This is a genomic window from Agrobacterium sp. NPDC090273 (assembly GCF_044772305.1).
In the GTDB taxonomy this organism is placed as follows: Bacteria; Pseudomonadota; Alphaproteobacteria; order Rhizobiales; family Rhizobiaceae; genus Agrobacterium.
Map to the genome: position 1 here is coordinate 19365 of NZ_JBIVYN010000011.1, position 21695 is coordinate 41059.

Here is a 21695-nt window from a genome sequence, read left to right on the forward strand (position 1 = left end):
ACATACGAAGACACCGGCCTCCTCAGACCGGTGTCCTCCGGGGTGACCATCGTCACCCCGCTCCTGCTCCCCTAGGGGTTATGGCTTTGTAGCAGAGGTCGTCGTGTTGTCAGGCGCTGGCGCCGGGGCTGCCGCGTTCTGCTCGGAAGCCTTCTGTTCCAGCGTCTTGAATTCCGGCGCCGCTTTCAACGTTTCTGCGGTTTCTGTTGTCGTCAGACGGATCGTGCCGTTTTCGGCATTCCGCGTCATCGTGATCTTGTCCATCGGAACGGCGACGTCCTTTGCGCCGATACCAAGGAAGCCACCGACACCAACCACGGCCGCGACAAGCCCACCGTTTTCTTCCATGACAATATTTGTCACATTACCAATGCTTTCATCAGCGGCAGTGTAGACGGCCTTACCGATGTAGTCGTTTGCGCTGATCTGATTTTCAGCCTGCTCTGTCAAATAAGAGCCACCGGTGGTCGAAGCGGCTGCACTGGTATCAGCAGATGGCGCTGTCGGAGCCATCGGCGTCGCGGATGGAGCCGCAGGTGCCTCTGTGCTCGGTGCAGCCGGAGCCGGTTGTGCGGTCTGCGCCATAGCAAGCGGTGCAAATGCGGTTGCACCCATCAGGGCCGCTGCGGTGATCGTGAGAAGTTTCTTGGTCATGTTGTCCTCCTTTCGATTTTTCCTATCCGGCCATCGGCGTTTATGCCGTTTGTTCATCGGGCCGGTCATGATTTGCAAACGGGCTGGCGATTGAAATGGTTCCGAATTTTTCAGCCGAAAGCTGAATTGAACCCGCCACGGCTGAGCCTGAAACTATGCAAATCAGGAGTTGCTAAAGGGGCTTGGAGCGGTATTATCGCTTTGTAACAATGAGATGCCCGCCGGAGTTTTTGACATGCCTGGACCCGGCACGAGACTAAAAGACCTGATCAGCAGCATCCGCCGACGTGGTGCTCATTTCTTCCCGACAGCCTCTATCGGCACCTATCTGGTGGTGATGGCGACGGTGATCACGCTACCGCTTATCCTCTTTGTCGGATATCTGATGTTGCGGCTCGAAAACGAGAAACGCGACGATCTGCGCCGCGAAACCGTGGAAGACGTCAGATTCATCAGCCGCAACATAGACCGCAGGCTTCAGGAAATAACCACCTCGCTGAACCTGCTATCGCAATTTCCCGAACTGGAAAGCGGCAATCTCTCCGCGTTTCAGACGCGTATAGGCGAAAGTATGAGCCGAGAGGGTCTTTACGCCATTCTGGCGACAAAGGATGGCCAACAGCGGCTCAATACCCGCGTTCCCTACGGTCAACCCCTGGCAAAAGTTGCTCAAGGCGCCGATCTTTCCAGTGCACTCGAGTCCCGGCGCATCTCTGTCTCGAACCTGTTTTTCGGACAGACGAGCAAAGAATGGGTGTTCAACGTCACCTTGCCACTGGATCAGAAGCTCTCTTCAGCGGGAGACGCGCTGATCCTGACGCAGAACGCGAGTGATCTTGGCAGGCTGATTTCAACTGAAAACCTGCCACAGAACTGGGCGATCGCCATCATCGACGGCGCGAACCGCGTTGTGGTGTCCAGCAGTCAGGATATGCAGTCCGGCACGCCTTTTGCGGCGCCTGACGTCGTCTCCGAAATGACGGCATTCAGTGGAAACTTTTTTGACGACAAGGGGAATCTCTACGCCTATGCCCAGTTACCGGGCTGGCAATGGAAGGCCGTGATGTGGGGGCCTATGGCGGCAGGTCAGGCCGCACTGATCGACACATGGCGTCAGATGATGATCGGCAGTCTTCTGCTGGTGTTGATCGCGATTGGCGGCGCTTCTCTCGTCGGACGACAATTGCGTACATCCATCCGCGACCTAACGCGCATGGCTGAACGGATCGGCGAGGGAGAAATTGTCGCCCCTATCGACACGCGTATCAAGGAAGCAAATCAGGTTGCCGTCGCACTCTCAAATGCCTCATTCGACCGCAGTCAGGCAGAGGACCAGTTGCAGCTTCTGCTTCATGAACTCGTGCACCGGTCCAAGAATATCCTGACGCTGGTGCAGGCGATGATGCGGCAATTGGGGCGGGAGAACACCAGCATACCCGAATTCCAGAAAGAGGTGGATCACCGCTTGCGCGGTCTCGGTATGTCGATCAGGGCCCTGGCGGAAGTGCAATGGCAAGGGCTGCCGATCCACAAATTGATCGAAACCCATCTGGACGTTTTCGGCAGCGTCTCAGGGCGCGTCATCCTTGATGGCACCGACTTTATGCTTTCGCCGGAAGCTGCACAGAACTTCGGCCTTGTCTTGCATGAACTGACCACGAACTCGATCAAATACGGCGCACTCTCCACGTCACAAGGTAAGATCACCTTGCACTGGAAGACGTTTGAAAAAGACGGGCAGGACATGGTGCTGGTGCAATGGACCGAATCGGGCGGACCACCAGCGTCGCAGCCCACCCGCAAGGGTTTCGGAACCACCGTTATCAAACGACACGCGGAGGGCGCGTTTGGCGGGCAGGTGGTCACCGACTATCTCACGACGGGTTTCGTCTGGACGCTGGAAGCGCCGATGCGTTATTTCGTGCCGAAACAGTCAGAGCAATTCGGGACGCAATAAAAAAATCAAAAAGGATGGGAACCAAAATCTGGCGAGGCCGTTATCCATGCAGCCAAGCCATTCCCCGTCCCCGCCTGAAAGCTTGGCTGATATACGCAGGTTTCGCCCCTGAAGACCTGCAGTTAAAGTGGCACGGCTCTGGCAAGAGCCGTGCTGCTTTCATTTTAGATCCCTGAAAAGTCGATCATCGACGTCAACGGCCTTATGGTTCGGTTGTATCTGAGGCCGGGAACCTGAGCTTGTAGAACACGCGTTCTGGCGAAAGCTGATACTCTGCCGTCCCAGATAGAGCCGCCGGAACCACCTTTTCCAGCACAACACTGCCGAAATTGCTTCGACGTGCTTCGACTGGCTCCTTGGAGGCCATGACGGGTTCAGTCCACTCGACGATATAGAACTCCCCTTCCCGCCGACACTGTAACGAGATGGGCAGGTGATAGGCGAGATTTCCACTGTGACTGACCGTGTTGACGACCAGTTCGTGAAAGGCCAGTCCGATATAGAGGGCACCATTTGGATTGAGAAGGAGGTCTTCTCCCTCCATGCGGATGAGGTTCGGGTACTCCGGCACATAGAGATCGAATTGCTGGCGAAGAAGCTCGAAGATACGAGCTCCACGCCAATCCGAGTCCGTAATCAGATCCTGGCTTTGGGCAAGCGCATGCAAACGCCCCCTGAATTTACGGAGGAAATCATCCTTAGTGAGACTGAAACGTGCCGTCTGCGCCGCAAGGCTCTGAATGATTGCAAGCAGGTTCTTGGAACGATGGCTGACCTCGCGTAGCAGCGACCTGAGCAGTTGCTCACGCCGCCGCTCCAGCGTCACTTCCCGGATCGTGGTCTTCAGCACAGCCTGGTTCGACTGGTTGACCGTGGAATAGACCTGGAATTGAAACACCCGGTTTGCACCCGCGTTCACTTCCAGCATCCCGCGACTTCCAGCAGCCACCATATCCTTCTTGAGGTCGGCAAGCCGCTCCGAAAGGTCGCTGCCAAACAGACTTTCATCCGTTGGCGGGGAATTGGCGGGCAAGCGCCATACGTCAGGCAAGTTGGCAACAAAGATATAGTCCCTGTTGCTATCCTGAAGCATGACTGTCTCACCGGAATCGAGCAATGCAAGAACGAGAGAGTCATGGAGTTCTCCCTCATCCCTGTCCGCATTGTGCCATGCCAGCCGATGCAAATTCGTCTCCTAGAAGAAAGCTGCAGTCAAACATAAAACGTACCTGCCAACGCCCGGCCACGGAGGTGGTTCCGGAATTGATACGCAGGTCAACGTTTTTATGCCGCGACGCGAGAGCTTTCATTAAAGAACAGGGCCTGGCTGATCAGCGCCTTTACCATATCCGGGTTGAAAGGCTTGGTAACAAGGAAGGTCGGCTCCGGACGCTCACCCGTGAGAAGCCGTTCAGGAAACGCCGTAATGAAGATCACCGGCATGGAGGTCATCTGAAGGATGTCCTTCATGGCGTCCAGACCAGAACTACCGTCGGCAAGCTGGATATCGGCAAGGATCATCTTCGGCTGCGTCTTGTGGAACAGCTCCAACGCTTCCGTGTGCGTCCGGGCGATGCCAGTCACCCGGTGCCCGAGATCGGTGACCATCTGCTCGATATCCATCGCGATCAACGGCTCATCTTCGATGATCATGATATCGGTCGCCACCTGACGGGCGATTTCTGAGGCAGCCTCGTCAATCAGCTCGCTGACCTCTTCTTCCGACACGTTCAGAACCTCGGCGGCTTCTGACGGCGAGAACTCTTCGACCGTGGTCAAAAGGAATGCCTGACGAGGAACGGCGGGCACGGCAGACAGATTAGCCGAAGCGCGTTTTTCCCATCCGGAGAGATTTTCGTCCGTCTTTATGTTGATCGTAACGGAACTAAAAATCGATACAAACAATTGATAAAGCGAAACACGGTCACTGCTTGTCTTTGGAAAGATCTCGATATCGGCGATCAACGCTTCCAGCGTAGCAGCGACATAAGCGTCGCCCGTAGATTGTGAACCGCAAACGGCACGAGCGAACCTGCGAAGATAAGGCAGGTGCGGTGCGATGCGTGTAGAAACTGACATGGAAAACTCCCCTTTCATGCGGTCTGCACAGCAAACCGAAGTACGAACGCATGCATCGTAAAAATAGTTCCAACGGCGGGAACTATTTTTTGCGCGGTGCATTTAAAGCCGCGACACAAAAGGAATACCGGACGTTATGAGCATTTTTCAATCGGACCAAGATTCGCGGGACAATCCCGCCGCACCACAGGTTCCGCACTCCGGGCGGGCTGTGATCTCACGCAAGCTGCGTGAACTTTACGATGCCGTTCAGGATGAAGGCATTCCCGATAAATTCCTCGATCTTCTCGAAAAACTCGATGAAGCCGAAAACAAGGCAAAGAACGGGGTTTCGGAGGGATGATGGCGAAAGAGCCCGAACAGACTGAATACAATTTCAAACGGGAAATGCTGGCAGCGCTGCCAAATCTGCGTGCTTTCGCTATCTCACTCATCAGGTCCCGCGATCGCGCAGACGATCTCGTTCAGGACACCATCATGAAGGCCTGGGCGAAGCAGGATAGCTATCAGCCCGGTACCAACATGCGTGCCTGGCTCGTCACGATCCTGCGCAACGAATTTTACAGCCAGATCCGCAAGTCCGGCCGTGAAGTGCAGGATACAGACGGCGCCTACACGGCGCGCTTGTCAGTCCCGCCTGAACAGCACGGCTCTGTCGACCTTCAGGATTTCCGGTCAGCGCTTGCGAAACTGCCGGATGACCAGCGCGAAGCAATCCTCCTGATCGGGGCCTCAGGTTTTGCCTATGAGGAAGCCGCAGAGATTTGCGGATGCCCTGTAGGCACCATCAAGAGCCGTGTCAGCCGGGCGCGCATTCGCTTGCAGGAGCTTCTGGGTATCGAAAACGAAAACGAATTCGGCCCGGACGCGCAGACGACAGCGGCAACGGGAACGGCATCATCAAGCATCCGCTGACGAGATCGCTCATTCGTCCTTCAAGGAAGCCGTCAAATGCCGGCTTCCTTGACCGACTGCATGACGACGAAGGTCGATGTATTTGCGACCGACGGAAGGCTGGATATTTTTTCACCCAGCACCCGCCGATATTTGCGAATGTCGCTTGTTCGTACTTTAAGCAAATAGTCGAAAGCGCCCGCAATCATATGGCACTCTTCGACCTCTTTGATCTTGCGTACCGCAGCGTTGAACTCTTCCAGCGCCTTTTCACGCGTGTCCGAAAGCTTGACCTCGGTAAAGGCGATATGGTCGACGCCGAGCTTGTGTTGATTGAGCATGGCGCGGAAGCCCAGAATATAGCCCTCATCCACCAGACGCTTGAGCCTGGTTTGGCAAGGGGTCTTTGAAAGCCCGACCTTTTTGGCCAGTTGCAGCACCGACATGCGCCCGTCTTCGCTCAGCGCCTCGATGATCTTGAGATCAAAGTGATCCAGATCGACTTCTTTTTTCGATATAGCCATTCTTATTGACGCCTTTCCGGCAAAACAAAAGTTCGTATTTCCTGTTTTATCGAAGAAATAAGGCCATATCAATTTCTGGGGCAATGATATTGTCGGCTCAGAAAAAATGATGGCCGAACCGCATAAGCAGGTGCCGTCAATTTTGGCGAAACAGCTTTTCAAGGATCATTCGGATGGCCGATGGCGCGAACACGACAGGTTTGAACACATCAAAACACGCGGTTGGCATTTTTGAACAATTTGCACCGGCAGTACGCGAACAGAGCGCGTTGCGCCAGGCGATCACTGCGGCCTACCGCCGATCGGAACCGGAATGCCTTGTCCCGCTTTTGCAGGCGGCAACCGTTTCAGAAGAGCAGGCAAGCGCCATTCGCACAACCGCTCGCAAACTCATCGAGTCCCTTCGTGCCAAGACCAAAGGCACCGGCGTTGAAGGACTGGTGCAGGAGTACTCGCTGTCCAGTCATGAGGGTGTCGCGCTGATGTGCCTTGCTGAGGCATTGCTGCGTATCCCCGACAAGGCAACCCGCGATGCGTTGATCCGTGACAAGATCGCCCGCGGCGATTGGAAGTCGCATATCGGTGGCGGCAAATCCCTGTTTGTGAATGCGGCAACCTGGGGTCTCGTAATTACCGGCAAACTCACCTCAACCGTCAACGACAGCGGCCTGTCTTCAGCGTTGACGAAACTGATCGCTCGTGCCGGCGAACCCGTAATCCGTCGCGGTGTGGACATGGCCATGCGCATGATGGGCGAACAGTTTGTCACAGGCGAAACGATCGCCGAAGCCATCAAGCGCTCGAAGCCATTGGAAGAACAAGGCTTCCAGTACTCCTATGACATGCTCGGCGAAGCCGCCACGACTGCGAAAGACGCAGAGCGTTATTATCGTGACTACGAAAACGCCATTCACGCGATCGGCAAAGCTTCTGCCGGGCGCGGCATCTATGGCGGCCCCGGGATTTCCATCAAGCTTTCCGCCCTGCATCCGCGTTATTCGCGAGCGCAGGCCGCACGCGTCATGGAAGAGCTTTTGCCACGGGTGAAATCGCTGATGCTGCTCTGCAAGCAGTATGATATCGGCCTCAACATCGACGCGGAAGAAGCCGATCGTCTCGAACTGTCCCTCGACCTTCTCGAGTCGCTGGCACATGATGCGGATCTTGCGGGCTGGAATGGCCTCGGTTTCGTGGTGCAGGCTTACGGCCGTCGCTGCCCATTCGTGCTCGACTACATCATCGATCTGGCGCGCCGCGCCAACCGTCGTATCATGGTGCGCCTCGTCAAGGGTGCCTACTGGGACGCCGAGATCAAACGTGCGCAACTGGATGGTCTTGAAGACTTCCCGGTTTTCACACGTAAGGTGCACACTGACGTGTCTTACATTGCCTGCGCCCGCAAGCTGCTGGCAGCCCGTGATGTGATCTTCCCGCAATTTGCCACGCACAATGCACAGTCCATGGCGACGATTTATCATCTCGCCGGCCCGGACTTTAAGCTTGGCGACTACGAGTTCCAATGCCTGCACGGAATGGGTGAACCGCTCTACAGCGAAGTCGTTGGCAAGAAGAACCTCGACCGTCCCTGCCGCTTCTATGCGCCCGTTGGCACCCATGAGACCCTGCTGGCCTATCTCGTTCGCCGTCTCCTAGAAAACGGTGCGAACTCGTCCTTCGTGAACCGGATTGCCGACCCTGCCGTTCCGGTCGACGCTCTCCTGGAAGATCCGGTTGCGGTTGTGGAAGCCATGCAGCAGCCCGGCGCGCAGCATGATCGCATCGCATCGCCAGCCGCATTGTTTGGCACCGAGCGTGCGAACTCAGCAGGCCTCGACCTTTCCAGTGAAACGACGCTGGCAAAGCTGAACACCATTTTGAGCGAAAGTGCTGCGACCGAATGGAAAGCCGCCGCGCCTGAGGCAAACGGTGAGGCCCGCCCCGTCCTCAACCCTGGGGACCATGCCGATGTCGTCGGTTACGTCATTGAGCCGACCGAGGCCGACGTCGAAAAGGCAATGAAGAAGGCATCGACGTCGCGCTGGTCCTCCACCGCCGTTGAAGAGCGCGCCGCGTGCCTAGATCGCGCCGCTGACCAGATGCAGGCGGAAATGCCAGCCCTGCTCGGCCTCATCATTCGTGAAGCCGGAAAATCAATGCCCAATGCAATCGCAGAAGTGCGCGAGGCGATCGACTTCCTGCGTTATTACGCGGGTGAAGCACGCAAGAACATTGGCGCCGAACAAGTGGCCCTCGGTCCGGTCGTCTGCATCAGCCCCTGGAACTTCCCGCTGGCAATCTTTATCGGCCAGGTTGCTGCGGCACTGGTTGCCGGCAACCCAGTTCTGGCGAAGCCTGCCGAAGAAACCCCGCTGATCGCAGCTCAAGGTGTACGCCTGCTTCATGAAGCAGGTGTTCCGGCAGACGCCGTTCAACTTATGCCGGGCGACGGAAAGACTGGCGCAGCACTTGTCGGTTCACCGTTGACGGCGGGCGTGATGTTTACCGGATCAACGGAAGTTGCCCGGATCATCCAGAGCCAGCTTGCTGGCCGCGTCCTGGCAAACGGTCAGCCAGTCCCGCTGATTGCCGAGACTGGTGGCCAGAACGCCATGATCGTCGACTCCTCCGCCCTTGCCGAACAGGTCGTCGCCGACGTTATCGCATCGGCCTTCGACAGCGCCGGTCAGCGTTGCTCGGCGCTTCGTATCCTTTGCCTGCAGGACGATGTGGCCGACCGCACACTGACCATGCTGAAGGGCGCATTGCACGAATTGCGGATCGGACGGACCGATAGTCTGTCCGTCGATGTCGGCCCTGTCATCACGGCAGAAGCCAAGGGAATTATTGAGAAACACGTCGAGCAGATGCGAACGCTTGGCAATCGTATCGAACAGATCGATCTTGCTGGCGACACTGGCAAGGGAACCTTCGTTCCGCCAACGATCATCGAGATGAAGTCGCTCGCGGATCTGAAGCGTGAAGTCTTCGGACCGGTGCTGCATGTCATTCGTTTCAAGCGCAATGACCTCAACAACCTCATCGACCAGATCAATGCGACCGGTTATGGCCTGACCTTTGGCCTTCACACCCGCCTTGACGATACGATCAAGCATGTTCTCTCCCGTATCGAGGCTGGCAACCTTTACGTCAACCGCAACATCATCGGCGCGGTTGTGGGCGTACAGCCATTCGGCGGACGCGGCCTTTCCGGCACCGGTCCGAAAGCAGGTGGTCCGCTCTATCTTGGCCGCATGACGCAAAAGGCGCCGAAAATTGATCGGATCATCAGCCAGCAGGACGAAGCCGCAACGGATTTTGCACGTTGGCTGACTGAGAACGGAGAAACCGTGGCCGCTGAGGCAGCGCACGAGGCCGGTGCTCTCTCCGGCCTTGGCTTCGAAACGGAGCTGGCCGGTCCGGTGGGTGAGCGCAACGTCTATGCCCTGCATCCGCGTGGCAAAGTCCTGCTTGTTCCGCAGACGGAACAGGGCCTCTATCGTCAGCTCGCCGCGGCGCTGGCAACCGGAAACAAGGTCGTCGTCGACAACACGTCCGGGCTCGAGAAGACGACCTATGGATTGCCGGCAACCGTGACCTCACGCATCAGCTGGGTCGACAAGTGGGAAAAATCCGGTCCTTTCGCGGGTGCCCTGGTGGAAGGCGACGCGGAGCGTGTCGTGGAGGTCAACCGGAAGGTCGCAGCTCTGCCAGGACCGCTGGTTCTGGTGCAGGCCGCGACAACGCAAGCGCTTTCCGGTGCAAGCCAGCCATACAACCTCGATTGGTTGGTGGAAGAGGTTTCCGTCAGCGTCAACACGACCGCTGCCGGTGGCAACGCCAGCCTGATGAGCATCGGCTGACAACAGCATGGCAGGGCTCCGGCCCTGCCACCTCCTTATACGAACATCACTCAGGCGCCGTTTTCGCTTCGGCCAAAAAGCTGGTCAAGGACCTGCTCCTCCAGCCTTGCAAACTCCGGCGTACCGTGTCGGCGCGGCCGCGGTAATTTGACCTCGAGATCAAGCGCGATACGGCCCTCATCGATCACCACGATACGATCCGCCAATGCCACAGCTTCTGAAACATCATGTGTGACCAGAACGGCGGTAAACTTCTGTTTGCGCCAGATGCGCTCCAGCAGAAGCTGCATTTCAATGCGCGTCAGAGCGTCGAGCGCACCAAGCGGCTCGTCAAGCGCAAGGATCTGCGGATGAGCGACCAATGCTCTCGCCAGTGCCACACGCTGTTTCTGTCCACCTGACAGCACATAGGGCCATTCTCCTGCCCTGTCCTTCAGACCTACCTCGTCGAGAATGGCGAAGGCCTGTTCTCTGGCCTGGTCTCCCTTGGCAATGCCTGTCAGGCCGACCGAAACATTGTCTGCAATCCGCTCCCACGGCAACAGCCGAGGCTCCTGGAACATGATGCGGGTTCGGTCCTGCGGATCTTTCGAAACCGTACCGGAGGTAGGCGTTTCAAGCCCGGCCAGAATGCGCAGCAGCGTGCTTTTTCCACAGCCACTCTTGCCGATGACCGCGAGAAACTCACCCTCATGCACATCGAGATCGATCCCGCGCAATACGGGTTTATCGCCAAAGGTCTTGGCAACGTTTCGAAGACTGAAGGCGATTTTGCCTTTTTCTTTGACGCCAGCCGATGGGACAGCTTTCGTTTCCACGGTATCCGGCCGCCGCAAAGTTGTAACGTTCCCCGTCGACATTGAACTACCTCTCAAGCTTTTTTGAAGGCCGGATGCCATTGCAGGAAAATGCTTTCGAGGAAGCGTGCGAAACTATCCGCAAGCTTGCCGAGAAGCGCATAGATGAGGATCGACAGCACCACCACGTCGATCAACAAGAACTCACGTGCCTGCATGGCCATGTAGCCGAGACCGGAGGAAGATGAGATCGTTTCCGCCACGATGAGCGTCAACCACATGATGCCGAGGGCATAACGCAGACCCGTGAAAATGGCTGGCAAAGCGCCAGGCAGGATAACGCGGCGAAACAGGGTGAAGGGCGACATCCCGTAGGTGCGCCCCATCTCCACCAATTGCGGATCAACGCCTTGGATGCCGAGCAGTGTATTGATGTAGATCGGGAAGAACACACCTAGCGCGACAAGGAAGAGCTTTGCTTCCTCGTCGATACCAAACCACAATATGACCAGAGGAATAAGCGCCAGATGCGGAATGTTGCGGATCATCTGCAACGTCGTATCGGTAAAGCTGCGGGAAAATTTCGACAATCCGTTGGCGAGGCCGAAAATGAACCCGATGGCACCACCGATCGCAAAACCCGCCAACGCCCGCGCCGAACTCACGCCTATATTGTTCAAGAGTTCGCCGGAGAGTAGCAACCGCCAGAACGCCTCTGCCACCGCAGACGGCCCCGGCAGAACATTGGCCGAGATCACCCCTGCTCTGGCCGCAACTTCCCATCCAAGAATGATCAGTGCAGGCAAAAGCCAGCCGATAACGCTGCCGCTTGCCGTCTGGATTTTTTTGCTCATGAAGCGTCCTCCGGCGTTGCTATCAGTTTGTCGCGCCAGACCAGACGGCATCCTTGATGCTGATCTGTTTCGGGATCAGTCCGAGCCGATAGAACCGGTCGGCAGTTTCCTGCTGACCCGCAATGATCTTGTCGTCGATCTTGGTGATACCGAATTCAGAACGGTTTGCAGCCAGCGTCTGCGCTTCAAGCGGCACGCCTGTCACTTCATGCAGAGCGGCAGCGACCTTGTCGCGGTTTGCCGCAGACCATTTCGCCGCCTCACCGAGCGCATCGACCGTGATGTTGATCGTTTCAACGTTGGACTTCGCATAATCGCGGTTGGCTAGGAAATACGTGTTCACATCCAGCACGTCCGATGTACGAGCGAGCGTCACCGGCTTGTAACGGGTTTCAGCGATGGCAAAGAAAGGGTCCCAGACAGCCCAGGCATCTATCTTGTCACTGGCGAAAGCAGCCGCAGCATCAGCCGGGCTCAGATAGACCACCTCGATATCTGAAAACTTCAGGCCGTTCTTTTCCAGTGCCGCGACGAGGAGATTATGCGCACTGGTACCCTTGCCAACCCCGACCTTCTTGCCCTTGAGATCGGCAACAGACTTGATGCCACTTGCTTCCTTGGCAAAGACAGCCTCACCCTTTCCGTTCGAAGGAAGCGCTGCGACATAAACGATCGCCGAGCCCGCAGCCTGTCCGAAAATTGGCGGCGCGTCGCCTGTCCAGCCGACATTGATCGAGCCGACGTTCAGGGCCTCGACAAGAGGCGGACCTGCAGTGAACTCTACCCAGGAAACCTTGACGCCCTTGGCCTCGAGCGCCTTTTCGATCACGCCTTGCTGGCGGGCGATAACCGGCAGGCCCGTCTTCTGGTAGCCGATTTTCAATTCTTCGGCGGCGCTGGCCTGGAATGGCACGGTGGAAAAAAGCGCGGCAGCAAGGACGCTTCCAGAAAAGATACGACGGGTCAGGCCCTGCATTGGTGTCTCCTTGTCGCCGATCTTCCGGCCGATTTCGATATGGAGACATGCTAGATTTTTCCACTTGAACGATAGAGAAACAATCATTCAATAAATTGGCGACCCCGGAAATATCATTCTTTAGGGAGCGCCATTGCGGAGAACGCTAAAGGACGTTTCAAAATTCGACGCTTGTGAGCGCGGCAAAGACTGCGAAGCCAAGATGGTCGTTTTATTCTCCACGGCAATCAGATAAGACGCCGAAACGCCCTTTCTATTTGGGACTGCGGGCGCGTTGGTGCGAGGATGAAATGGATTCACGCAGAAGGCTGATCCCCGATATCGTCACCCTGCAGGCTTTCGAGTGTGCCGCAAGGCACGGAAACTTTACGCGCGCTGCAGAAGAGCTCAATCTGACCCAGAGCGCCGTTAGCCGCCAGATCAGCGACCTCGAAGCACAGACCGGCATGCAGCTTTTCGAGCGCATCCGCAGGCGTGTCGTTCTTTCCGAGGCCGGCCGAAAATTTCTGCCGGATGTTCGCCGCCTGTTGCAACAATCCGAACAGCTCATGGTTCGCGCCGTCTCTGCCGGCACTTCGCACGCATCTCTTTCCATTGCCACGCTTCCGACATTCGGAAGCCGCTGGTTGATGCCACGCCTGCACAACTTCCTAACAGCGAACCCGCAGACGACAATTACCGTCGGCTCACGATCTCACCCCTTTGATTTCGACGAAGAGGGCTTCGATCTTGCTATCCATTATGGTCAGCCGGTCTGGGCGCATGGAACCTGCACCTTCTTGTGCGACGAGGTGATTGTGCCGGTTGCCAGCCCTGCGCTGCTGACATCGAAGGGCATCACAGCGCCACAAGACCTCGCCGACAAACCGCTCTTGCATTTGACCACACGTCCAAAACTCTGGACGGAGTGGATGGAGATGAACGGCGTCATCACACAGCATGCCTACCGAGGCAGTCGCTTCGACCAGTTTTCGATGATCATAGAGGCCGCCATCAGCGGAATAGGCTTCGCGCTTTTGCCCAAATACCTGATCGAAGCGGAACTGGCCTCAGAACGCCTCATCATCGCTTTCGACGCGCCCTTGCAGACCGAGAAAAGCTATTACGTTGCCCTGCCCGAAGGAAGGCAGGACAACATGCTGGCCCGTGCGTTTCAGAGCTGGCTGCTCGAACAGGTCGGCAAGCCGCTCTGATGTCTTTTTGCGATTAGACGCCAAAGGCTCGTTGCAGGAAATTTCCGGCAATCACGGCGCCATCCTGAGAGATGCTGTGACCGAGGCCCGGCAAAACATGCAGTTCTGTCTCCACGCCGGCAGCCTTGAATATATCTGATGCCTTGACGCTCTCGGAGACCGGCATGATGTGATCCTCATCGCCATGAATAAGGGTCAGCCGTGTCAACAGTGACGGGCCGAGAGGTTGCGGCGAAGCAAGGCGGCCAGAAAAGGCAGCGATGGCGGCGACCGGCAGTCGTCCCGATGCCAGGACGTCAAGCGCCATGATCGAGCCTTGCGAAAAGCCGACCAGTGCGATGCGCTGCGGATTGTCGGCAAGTCCGTACTCGGTAATGATTTCGCCGATAACGCGATCAAAATCGCCCCTTGCAGCCCGCACCCGATCCGGGCGATTTTCTTCGGTAACGCATTCGATGCTGAACCATTGCCGTCCGGGACCGCGCCCGAAAGTAAACGGACCATCGGGGCTGACGAAGTCCGTATTGGGCAGCAGGTCGTTCCATAGATTGGCGAGCGGAGCGAGATTGGCTCCATTGCTGCCAACACCGTGCAACAGAATGACGAGGTTGCGTGCGCCGACTTCAGTCATCTCTTAGTCCTTTGAAAGTTTCACGTCATCGAGGCCGGGCATATCGGGACCAACGGGGACGATTTGTGTCGGATTGAGTGCCTTGACCGAATAATAGCCACGCTTGATGTGATCGATGCTCACCGTCGAGCGGACACCGGGAATATCAAGCACGCGCATCATATAGGCCTGCAGATCGGGATAGTCCGCAATGCGCCGAAGATTGCACTTGAACAGGCCGAAATAGGCCGCATCGAAGCGGACAAGGGTGACAAATAGCCTGATATCCGTTTCCGTTGGAACATCGCCAAACAGGAATGGGCCGCTTGAGGCAAGCCGCGCCTCCAGTTCGTCCAACGTCGCAAACACATCCGCAAACGCTTCTTCGTAAGCGATCTGCGTGGTGGCAAAGCCTGTTCTGTAAACGCCATTGTTCAGGCGCGGATAGATGTAGTCATTGAGGGCATCTATCTGCGACTGCAAATTCGCTGGGTAAAGATCGAGGGTATTGTCTGCCAGGTCACCGAAACCAGAATTGAGCATGCGCAGGATATCGGCGGATTCGTTATTGACGATGGTCTTCGTCTTCTTGTCCCAGAGCACCGGAACGGTGGCGCGACCGGTATAATGCGGGTCGGCACGCGTGTAGAGCTGGTGCATGTAGGTGACGCCGTTCAGCGTGTCGTGATCCGAACCCGGATAGTCTCCGAACTTCCAGCCTTCGTCGGACAGAAACGGTTCGACCACGGAGACAGAAATGACGTCTTCGAGCTTTTTAAGTTTGCGACCGATCAGCGTGCGCGACGCCCAAGGGCAAATCAGCGCGACATAGAGATGATAGCGGCCGGGCTCGGCCCTAAAACCGCCCTCACCTGTCGGTCCAGCCGAGCCATCCGGTGTAACCCAGTTGCGAAAACCGGATATTTGACGGACAAAACCGCCCTTTTTGTCCGTTGCCTGTACCGGATGCCAATCGGCTGTCCACTTTCCGTCCACGAGCATTTGCAGCTCTCCGTTCATCTATCGATGAACACCTTATGGCCCCCACGGCGCCGGTGCAGCAAGCCGCACTTCGGTTGACGCACTGTTTCCCAAGGCGCGACAACACCGTTTTTAAACTTTGAGGTTGCCGTCAAAGACGATTGCGAAAAAAGGGATTCCAGCGAACTGTGCCAAGCCTGACTTTCTCTCGGATCATGGTGAGAAGACCTGAAGCTGCTATGACGCCTAGTCCCAAGATCGCAGTGGCATCGGGATATTCATGGAAGAAGGTCGCACCGATGGCGACGGCCCAAAGGATCTGCGAATAATGAGACGGCGCGATCTGGCTGGCAGGCGCAATCCGTGTCGCAACCAGCAGTGTGATCTGTCCGGTCGCAGTACAGAGGCCAATAAATGCAAACGCCAATATCTGATGCAGATTTGGCGCGACAAATTCGGGGACCGACGCAACGCCGTTGAAAACAAGACCATATGTCAGGAGCACACCCATGATGGACGTGCGCTTTTCCTTGCCTGCCAGCGAGCGCAGCAGAACGATGGTCATGGCCGCGAGAAACGCAACGCCAATTGCCGCAACATGCCCCAATTCGAGCGCCTTGAAGCCCGGTCTTACGACGAGCATCACGCCAACGATGCCGGCCAGCACCGCCGCCCAACGCCACGGTCCGATGTCTTCCTTTAGTACCACGGCTGAAAGCACGGTGACGAACAGCGGTGACAGGAAGATCAGAGCATAAGCTTCCGCCAACGGAATGGTTGTAAATGCGTAGATACCGAGAATGCCTGCGAAGAGACCAGAGATTGCACGACCGTGCACGGCGAAAGGACGGCTCATGCGCCAGAAATCACGCCATCTCTCGTCACGGGGTCTACTGAAATAGATAAAGATGCCGGAAAAGAGAATGCTGAAAAAGCCGATCTGGAAGACCCCGATCTGCGAGCCGAGCGACTTGATCGTCGCGTCCCCCCAGGAAAAGCTGGCATAGGCAAACAAGCCGAGCAAAAAACCTTTTTGCATTTCAGGAACCCCGAGCATCGGACAGGCGGGTAAGAGCCAAACCACAAAAAACCATGAGCAAACAACGACGCTCATCGAGCATCGGCGGCAGCACAATCGTTGCAGATTTTCTCCTCTACTCCAGAGCTAGACCCGGCTACTGGCGAGTGCAAGCCACCAAATGGCAAAAACAAACCCGTTTACCCGCACCAGCGCAAATCACCGGAAGGTGCGACAAATTTATCCCAAACCCGCAACGATAGAGCACCGTGCAACGCCTTTTTAAGCTCGCACCCAACCACTAAACGGCCAATGCTGAACGTAATCACACAAGCTTCATGCAAAGCGAATAGGCCACTCTCACACCGGCGCTTGGCGACGGACGGGAAGGCGGCTAAACACCGTGTGGTGGAGACGTCACCGCTCCCCCCGAGTCTTTACAGTGCACAGTTCAAACAAAACGCGGGATATCCGAAAGGAAGACGAATGCGGATAGTCATGATCGGCTCCGGCTATGTGGGCCTTGTCTCCGGCGCTTGCTTCGCCGATTTCGGCCACGACGTCATCTGTGTCGACAAGATGCCGGAAAAAATCGAGGCCTTGAAAAGTGGCCATATCCCGATCTTCGAACCCGGCCTGGAGACGATCGTCGCCAACAATGCCAAGGCTGGGCGTCTAAGCTTCACCACCGACCTCGCCGATGCCGTCAGCAATGCTGAGGTTGTTTTCATCGCCGTTGGCACCCCATCGCGTCGTGGCGACGGCCACGCCGATCTCGGTTATGTCTATGCCGCAGCCAAAGAGATCGCTCACGCCATCACCGGCTTTACCGTCATCGTGACGAAGTCGACTGTCCCAGTGGGGACTGGCGATGAGGTCGAGCGCATCATCCGCGAAGAAAATCCGTCAGCCGATTTCGCTGTTGTGTCGAACCCGGAGTTTCTGCGTGAGGGTGCGGCGATCGAAGACTTCAAACGACCCGATCGGATCGTGGTCGGACTTTCCGACGAGCGCGCCCGCCCGGTCATGACGGAGGTCTACCGTCCGCTCTATCTCAACCAGTCGCCGCTGCTCTTCACGACACGACGTGCATCCGAACTGATCAAATATGCCGCCAACGCGTTTCTCGCGATGAAGATCACCTTCATCAACGAGATGGCGGATTTGTGCGAGAAAGTCGGCGCCAACGTTCAGGATGTGTCGCGCGGTATCGGCCTCGACGGTCGCATAGGCTCCAAATTTCTGCATGCCGGCCCAGGCTATGGTGGTTCGTGCTTTCCCAAGGACACGCTGGCCCTTGCAAAAACGGCACAGGATTACGACAGCCCTGTTCGCCTGATCGAAACCACCATCGCCATCAACGACAACCGCAAACGCGCCATGGGCCGAAAGGTCATCAATGCCGTGGGTGGTGATGTGCGCGGCAAGAAGATCGCCGTGCTCGGTCTCACCTTCAAGCCGAACACCGACGACATGCGCGACAGCCCTGCAATCGCCATCATCCAGACACTGCAGGACGGCGGTGCAAAGGTGATCGGATACGACCCTGAGGGCATGGCAAACGCTCGCCATGTGCTTGAGAACATCGAGTATGCCGAAGGGCCGTATGAAGCGGCACAAGATGCTGATGCAGTGGTTATCGTGACCGAGTGGAACCAGTTCCGCGCGCTCGATCTACCACGTCTGAAAGCAATCATGAAAAGCCCGATCCTGGTGGATCTGCGTAACATCTATCGAACTGACGAGGTATCGGCGCACGGCTTCGCCTATGCCGCTATCGGTCGCCCATAAAGGTACTTCGGACTATGCGTTATCTGATAACCGGCACAGCGGGCTTCATCGGCTTTTACGTGGCAAAACGCCTGCTCGATCAGGGCCATTTCGTGGTCGGCTTCGACGGCATGACGAAGTACTACGATGTCGGCCTGAAAGAAAAACGTCACGCGATCCTCGCCCGGTCCAACGGTTTCAAGGCAGAGATCGGCATGCTCGAAGATGCCGATGCGTTGAAACGCGCTGCAGAGGCCGCCGAACCTGAGATCATCATTCATCTCGCCGCCCAGGCGGGTGTTCGCTACAGCCTCGAAAATCCCAAAGCCTATATCGATTCCAACCTCACAGGGTCGTGGAATGTACTCGAACTGGCAAAGTCCGTTGGTGTCAAACATCTGATGCTGGCTTCGACCTCGTCCATTTACGGGGCGAACGAGAAGGTGCCATTTGCTGAAAGCGACAAGGCCGACGAGCCGATGACGCTTTATGCCGCAACGAAAAAATCCATGGAGTTGATGGCGCATAGCTACGCCCATCTCTACAAATTGCCCATTACGGCGTTCCGCTTTTTCACGGTCTACGGCCCCTGGGGTCGCCCTGATATGGCGCCGATCAAATTCGTGGATGCGATTTCGAACGACCGCCCGATCGATATATACGGTGAAGGCAATATGAGCCGCGATTTCACCTATATCGATGACCTGGTTGAAGGAATCGTGCGGCTGAGCCAGGTCATTCCATCCGAAGACAACCGTGTCACACAGGACGGCGTCACCGACTCTCTGTCACGGCACGCACCGTTCCGCGTCGTGAATGTCGGCGGTGGCCAACCCGTCCAGCTGATGCATTTCGTCGAAACCGTGGAAAAGGCTGTCGGCAAACCAGCAATCCGCAACATGCTGCCCATGCAGCAAGGCGATGTGCCACGCACATTCGCCTCGCCAGACCTGCTGCGTGCGTTGACAGATTACGTGCCGCAAACGTCCGTCGAACAAGGCATTGAAGCGCTGGTAGCGTGGTATCGCGACATGCAATCAGGCCGGGTTTAACCCCGGCCCTGCAAAGATGCTGTTCGTGCGCCGCTACGGCAGCGAATATGCGATCACGTAATCGCCTGGTTTCGTTCCCACGGAGCCGTGACCGCCAGCAACCATGACAACATATTGTTTGCCGTCATCGAGCGCATAGGTCATCGGTGTTGCCTGTCCGCCCGCGGGAAGCCGCGCATCCCAAAGCTGCTTGCCGGTCGTCAGGTCATAGGCGCGCAGATAATTGTCGACCGCAGCACCAAGAAACGCAACGCCACCCTTGGTGATGATCGGTCCGCCGATGCCCGGCACCCCGATCTTGAAGGGAAGTGGCAGCGGTGTCATGTCATAGACGGTGCCGTTCTTGCGCTTGTAGGCAATATCTCCGGTACGCAGGTCGGCACCGGCGACGTAGCCCCAAGGCGGCGCCTGGCAGGGAATTTTCAACGGACCGAGAAACGGCCCCATAAAGACCCCGTAGGGCGCTCCATCATTGCGGTTCAGACCCTGCTCACTGCCTTTTTCATCTTGTCCTTTAGGTGGAATCTGATCACGCGGAACAAGACGGGAGGTGAAGGCAAGGTAGGTGGGCATGCCAAACATCACCTGGCGCTCAGGATCAATTGCCACGCTGCCCCAGTTGAACGTACCAAAATTCCCGGGATAAACGAGCGTACCCGTCAATGATGGCGGCGTGTAGCGCCCCTTGTAATTCAACTGATGAAAGTTGATACGGCACGCTAGCTGATCGAACATGGAAACGCCCCACATGTTCTTTTCCTGAAGCGGGGCGGGCTTGAATGTCAGTAACGACGTCGGCTGCGTGGGCGCGCTGAAATCTTCAGGGATAGCGCCTCCAGGCGCCGGTTCTTCGGTAACGGCCAGCAGGGGCTCGCCTGTACGTCGGTCGAGAACATAGATGTCACCCTGTTTGGTCGGCCCCACCAGTGCGGGAACTATGGTTCCGTCTTGTTTGGTGATGTCGAGAAGCACCGGCTGGGCGGGAACGTCCATGTCCCAGAGATCGTGATGAACGGTCTGGCGAACCCAGCGGTCCTTCCCCGTGTTGATATCCAGTGCGACGATTGACGACGAATATTTCTCGACGCTCTCGCTGCGCCCCATGCCAAGCTGGTCAGGCACCTGGTTGCCGAGCGGGATATAAACGAGACCGAGGTCCTCATCATAACTGAACACGGACCAGCTATTCGGTGAGTTGGTGGTGTAAGTCTCACCCGGTCCAAGCGGTTCTGTTTTCGTCGGATTTCCCGAATCCCAGTTCCAGATCAGCGCGCCCGTGTTGACATCAAACGCGCGAATGACGCCGGATTGCTCCTGCGTCGAATAATTATCGTTCACTGCGCCGCCGATGATGATCTTTCCCGCGACAATCACAGGCGGTGATGTGGAGTAATAATAGCCCGCTGGATTGTATTGCATGCCCTGCTCAAGGTGCAGCACACCCTGATCGGCAAAGGAGGTGCAGACCTGTCCGGTCTGCGCATCGAGTGCAATCAGGCGAGCATCCGAGGTGGGCAGGTAGACGCGCTGTGCGCAAGCGGTTCCCGGCGCAGCTGACGATTCGGCATAATAGGAAACGCCACGGCAAGTCTGATGCTGCCGGTCCGGGTTAAGGCCGACGTTCGGATCGTACTTCCATTTTTCCTTGCCGGTTGCGGCGTCAATGGCAATCGCCCAATTGTGAGGCGTGCAGATATAAAGCAGCCCGCCAACCTTGAGCGGCGTGACCTGGTAGGTGGTCTCACCCACGTCGTCCGGCAGCTTGACGTCGCCGGTCTGGTAACGCCAGACTTCCTTCAACTGAGAGACATTGTCGACAGTGATCTGCGTCAGAGGCGAATAACGCTGGCCGTAAGGTGTGCGACCATACTGATGCCACTCATTATCAGGCACATCGCCGCCATAGACCGGTGCGGACACCAGCTTTTCCTGCGGCAACTCTCCCGACTGATTGTGCGGGTCCTGCGTCATCGAGTAACCGGCGACGATGATCGCGATCAGAACCGAGAGTGCCAGCGGCCACGCATTCGGACCGTAAACCGTTCCCGTCGGGCTCGCAAACCCGAGCGGTTTCTTGATCCAGGGGGTCAGCAACCACAAGCCGATGAGAATGATGACACCGCCACGAGGCCCGAGCTGCCACCAGTCGAAACCGACTTCCCAAATTGCCCAGACGAGGGTGGCAAGGATGAGAACCGCGTAGACGTGAAGCGCAAACTTGCTGCGCTTGAACAAAAGGACGGCGGTGAGCACGAAGGCCAGCCCCGACAAGGCATAATAAAAGCTTCCGCCCAGCATCACCAGTTGTGAGCCGAACCCGAACAAAGCAAGCCCGATAAGCGTGAGAATAACTGCAGTGACTGTAACTGCCATGAATTGCCCCCGATTCCCTGTCACTTCGCGTGCAACGAAGTCGAGGGCATTTGGTTCCGTCTGGCTCTCTTTTTTGTTCAAGCCAAGCTTGAAGTGTCACTCC

The 21695-nt window shown here is 56.8% G+C and carries 18 protein-coding genes; 7 read left to right on the top strand and 11 right to left on the bottom strand.

Features of this window, described 5'->3' with window-relative positions:
* Positions 1-78: 78 nt before the first annotated feature.
* Entirely contained in the window at positions 79-654 is a 576-nt protein-coding gene (locus tag ACIQT8_RS22835; RefSeq protein ID WP_138793667.1) for a PRC-barrel domain-containing protein, read from the bottom strand.
* 235 nt (positions 655-889) lie between these two features.
* Here ACIQT8_RS22835 and ACIQT8_RS22840 point away from each other — a divergent pair, with 235 nt between their 5' ends.
* Positions 890-2611 carry a sensor histidine kinase gene (locus tag ACIQT8_RS22840; protein ID WP_400970168.1) on the top strand — a complete coding sequence of 574 codons (1722 nt, stop codon included), beginning with the start codon at positions 890-892 and terminating at the stop codon, positions 2609-2611.
* A gap of 202 nt (positions 2612-2813) precedes the next feature.
* On the opposite strand, the gene ACIQT8_RS22845 is transcribed toward ACIQT8_RS22840, so the two are convergent.
* Together ACIQT8_RS22845 and ACIQT8_RS22850 are read right to left on the bottom strand one after the other, a co-directional pair.
* The gene (locus ACIQT8_RS22845) at positions 2814-3797 is read right to left on the bottom strand and encodes a sensor histidine kinase (RefSeq protein ID WP_400970171.1); all 984 of its coding nucleotides are present in this window, start codon (positions 3795-3797) and stop codon (positions 2814-2816) included.
* Between the two features lie 98 nt (positions 3798-3895).
* The gene (locus tag ACIQT8_RS22850; protein WP_138793664.1) at positions 3896-4690 is read right to left on the bottom strand and encodes a response regulator; all 795 of its coding nucleotides are present in this window, start codon (positions 4688-4690) and stop codon (positions 3896-3898) included.
* A gap of 136 nt (positions 4691-4826) precedes the next feature.
* Between ACIQT8_RS22850 and ACIQT8_RS22855 the strand changes: the two genes are divergently transcribed.
* Together ACIQT8_RS22855 and ACIQT8_RS22860 are read left to right on the top strand one after the other, a co-directional pair.
* Positions 4827-5033: a NepR family anti-sigma factor gene (locus tag ACIQT8_RS22855; protein ID WP_138793663.1), complete on the top strand. Its 207-nt coding sequence runs from the start codon at positions 4827-4829 to the stop codon at positions 5031-5033.
* Positions 5033-5605 carry a sigma-70 family RNA polymerase sigma factor gene (locus tag ACIQT8_RS22860; RefSeq protein WP_400970174.1) on the top strand — a complete coding sequence of 191 codons (573 nt, stop codon included), beginning with the start codon at positions 5033-5035 and terminating at the stop codon, positions 5603-5605. The genes ACIQT8_RS22855 and ACIQT8_RS22860 overlap by 1 nt, the downstream gene beginning before the upstream one ends.
* Before the next feature lie 32 nt (positions 5606-5637).
* Here the strand turns inward: ACIQT8_RS22860 and ACIQT8_RS22865 are convergent, their stop codons facing one another.
* Entirely contained in the window at positions 5638-6108 is a 471-nt protein-coding gene (locus ACIQT8_RS22865; RefSeq protein WP_138793661.1) for an Lrp/AsnC family transcriptional regulator, read from the bottom strand.
* A 173-nt stretch (positions 6109-6281) separates the two neighbouring features.
* Here ACIQT8_RS22865 and putA point away from each other — a divergent pair, with 173 nt between their 5' ends.
* Positions 6282-9968, top strand: a complete 3687-nt coding sequence (gene putA / locus ACIQT8_RS22870) for a trifunctional transcriptional regulator/proline dehydrogenase/L-glutamate gamma-semialdehyde dehydrogenase (protein WP_400970177.1) — start codon at positions 6282-6284, stop codon at positions 9966-9968.
* A 50-nt stretch (positions 9969-10018) separates the two neighbouring features.
* Here putA and ACIQT8_RS22875 read toward each other — a convergent pair whose 3' ends face one another.
* The 3 genes from ACIQT8_RS22875 to ACIQT8_RS22885 are packed head-to-tail and all read right to left on the bottom strand — an operon-like array spanning position 10019 to position 12595.
* A complete protein-coding gene (locus ACIQT8_RS22875; protein WP_400970180.1) occupies positions 10019-10828 on the bottom strand; it encodes an ABC transporter ATP-binding protein in 810 nt (269 codons plus the stop codon).
* An 11-nt stretch (positions 10829-10839) separates the two neighbouring features.
* Positions 10840-11619: an ABC transporter permease subunit gene (locus tag ACIQT8_RS22880; protein ID WP_400970183.1), complete on the bottom strand. Its 780-nt coding sequence runs from the start codon at positions 11617-11619 to the stop codon at positions 10840-10842.
* A 22-nt stretch (positions 11620-11641) separates the two neighbouring features.
* Complete coding sequence (locus ACIQT8_RS22885) at positions 11642-12595, bottom strand: aliphatic sulfonate ABC transporter substrate-binding protein (protein ID WP_138793657.1); 954 nt, start codon at positions 12593-12595, stop codon at positions 11642-11644.
* Positions 12596-12885: 290 nt separating this feature from the next.
* On the opposite strand from ACIQT8_RS22885, the gene ACIQT8_RS22890 reads away from it, so the two are divergent.
* Positions 12886-13788 (top strand): LysR family transcriptional regulator, encoded by a 903-nt coding sequence (locus ACIQT8_RS22890; protein ID WP_400970187.1) that lies wholly within the window; start codon positions 12886-12888, stop codon positions 13786-13788.
* 13 nt (positions 13789-13801) lie between these two features.
* Here ACIQT8_RS22890 and ACIQT8_RS22895 read toward each other — a convergent pair whose 3' ends face one another.
* From ACIQT8_RS22895 to ACIQT8_RS22905, 3 genes are all read right to left on the bottom strand, one after another.
* Complete coding sequence (locus tag ACIQT8_RS22895) at positions 13802-14419, bottom strand: alpha/beta hydrolase (RefSeq protein ID WP_400970190.1); 618 nt, start codon at positions 14417-14419, stop codon at positions 13802-13804.
* A 3-nt stretch (positions 14420-14422) separates the two neighbouring features.
* Positions 14423-15400 (bottom strand): glutathione S-transferase family protein, encoded by a 978-nt coding sequence (locus tag ACIQT8_RS22900; RefSeq protein ID WP_400970193.1) that lies wholly within the window; start codon positions 15398-15400, stop codon positions 14423-14425.
* 130 nt (positions 15401-15530) lie between these two features.
* A complete protein-coding gene (locus ACIQT8_RS22905) occupies positions 15531-16418 on the bottom strand; it encodes a DMT family transporter (RefSeq protein ID WP_262527223.1) in 888 nt (295 codons plus the stop codon).
* Positions 16419-16883: 465 nt separating this feature from the next.
* On the opposite strand from ACIQT8_RS22905, the gene ACIQT8_RS22910 reads away from it, so the two are divergent.
* Both ACIQT8_RS22910 and ACIQT8_RS22915 read left to right on the top strand, forming a co-directional pair.
* Positions 16884-18188 (top strand): UDP-glucose/GDP-mannose dehydrogenase family protein, encoded by a 1305-nt coding sequence (locus ACIQT8_RS22910; protein ID WP_138793652.1) that lies wholly within the window; start codon positions 16884-16886, stop codon positions 18186-18188.
* A 14-nt stretch (positions 18189-18202) separates the two neighbouring features.
* A complete protein-coding gene (locus tag ACIQT8_RS22915) occupies positions 18203-19219 on the top strand; it encodes an NAD-dependent epimerase (protein WP_400970198.1) in 1017 nt (338 codons plus the stop codon).
* A 33-nt stretch (positions 19220-19252) separates the two neighbouring features.
* Here ACIQT8_RS22915 and ACIQT8_RS22920 read toward each other — a convergent pair whose 3' ends face one another.
* Positions 19253-21592: a glucose/quinate/shikimate family membrane-bound PQQ-dependent dehydrogenase gene (locus ACIQT8_RS22920; RefSeq protein WP_400970201.1), complete on the bottom strand. Its 2340-nt coding sequence runs from the start codon at positions 21590-21592 to the stop codon at positions 19253-19255.
* Positions 21593-21695: the final 103 nt, after the last annotated feature.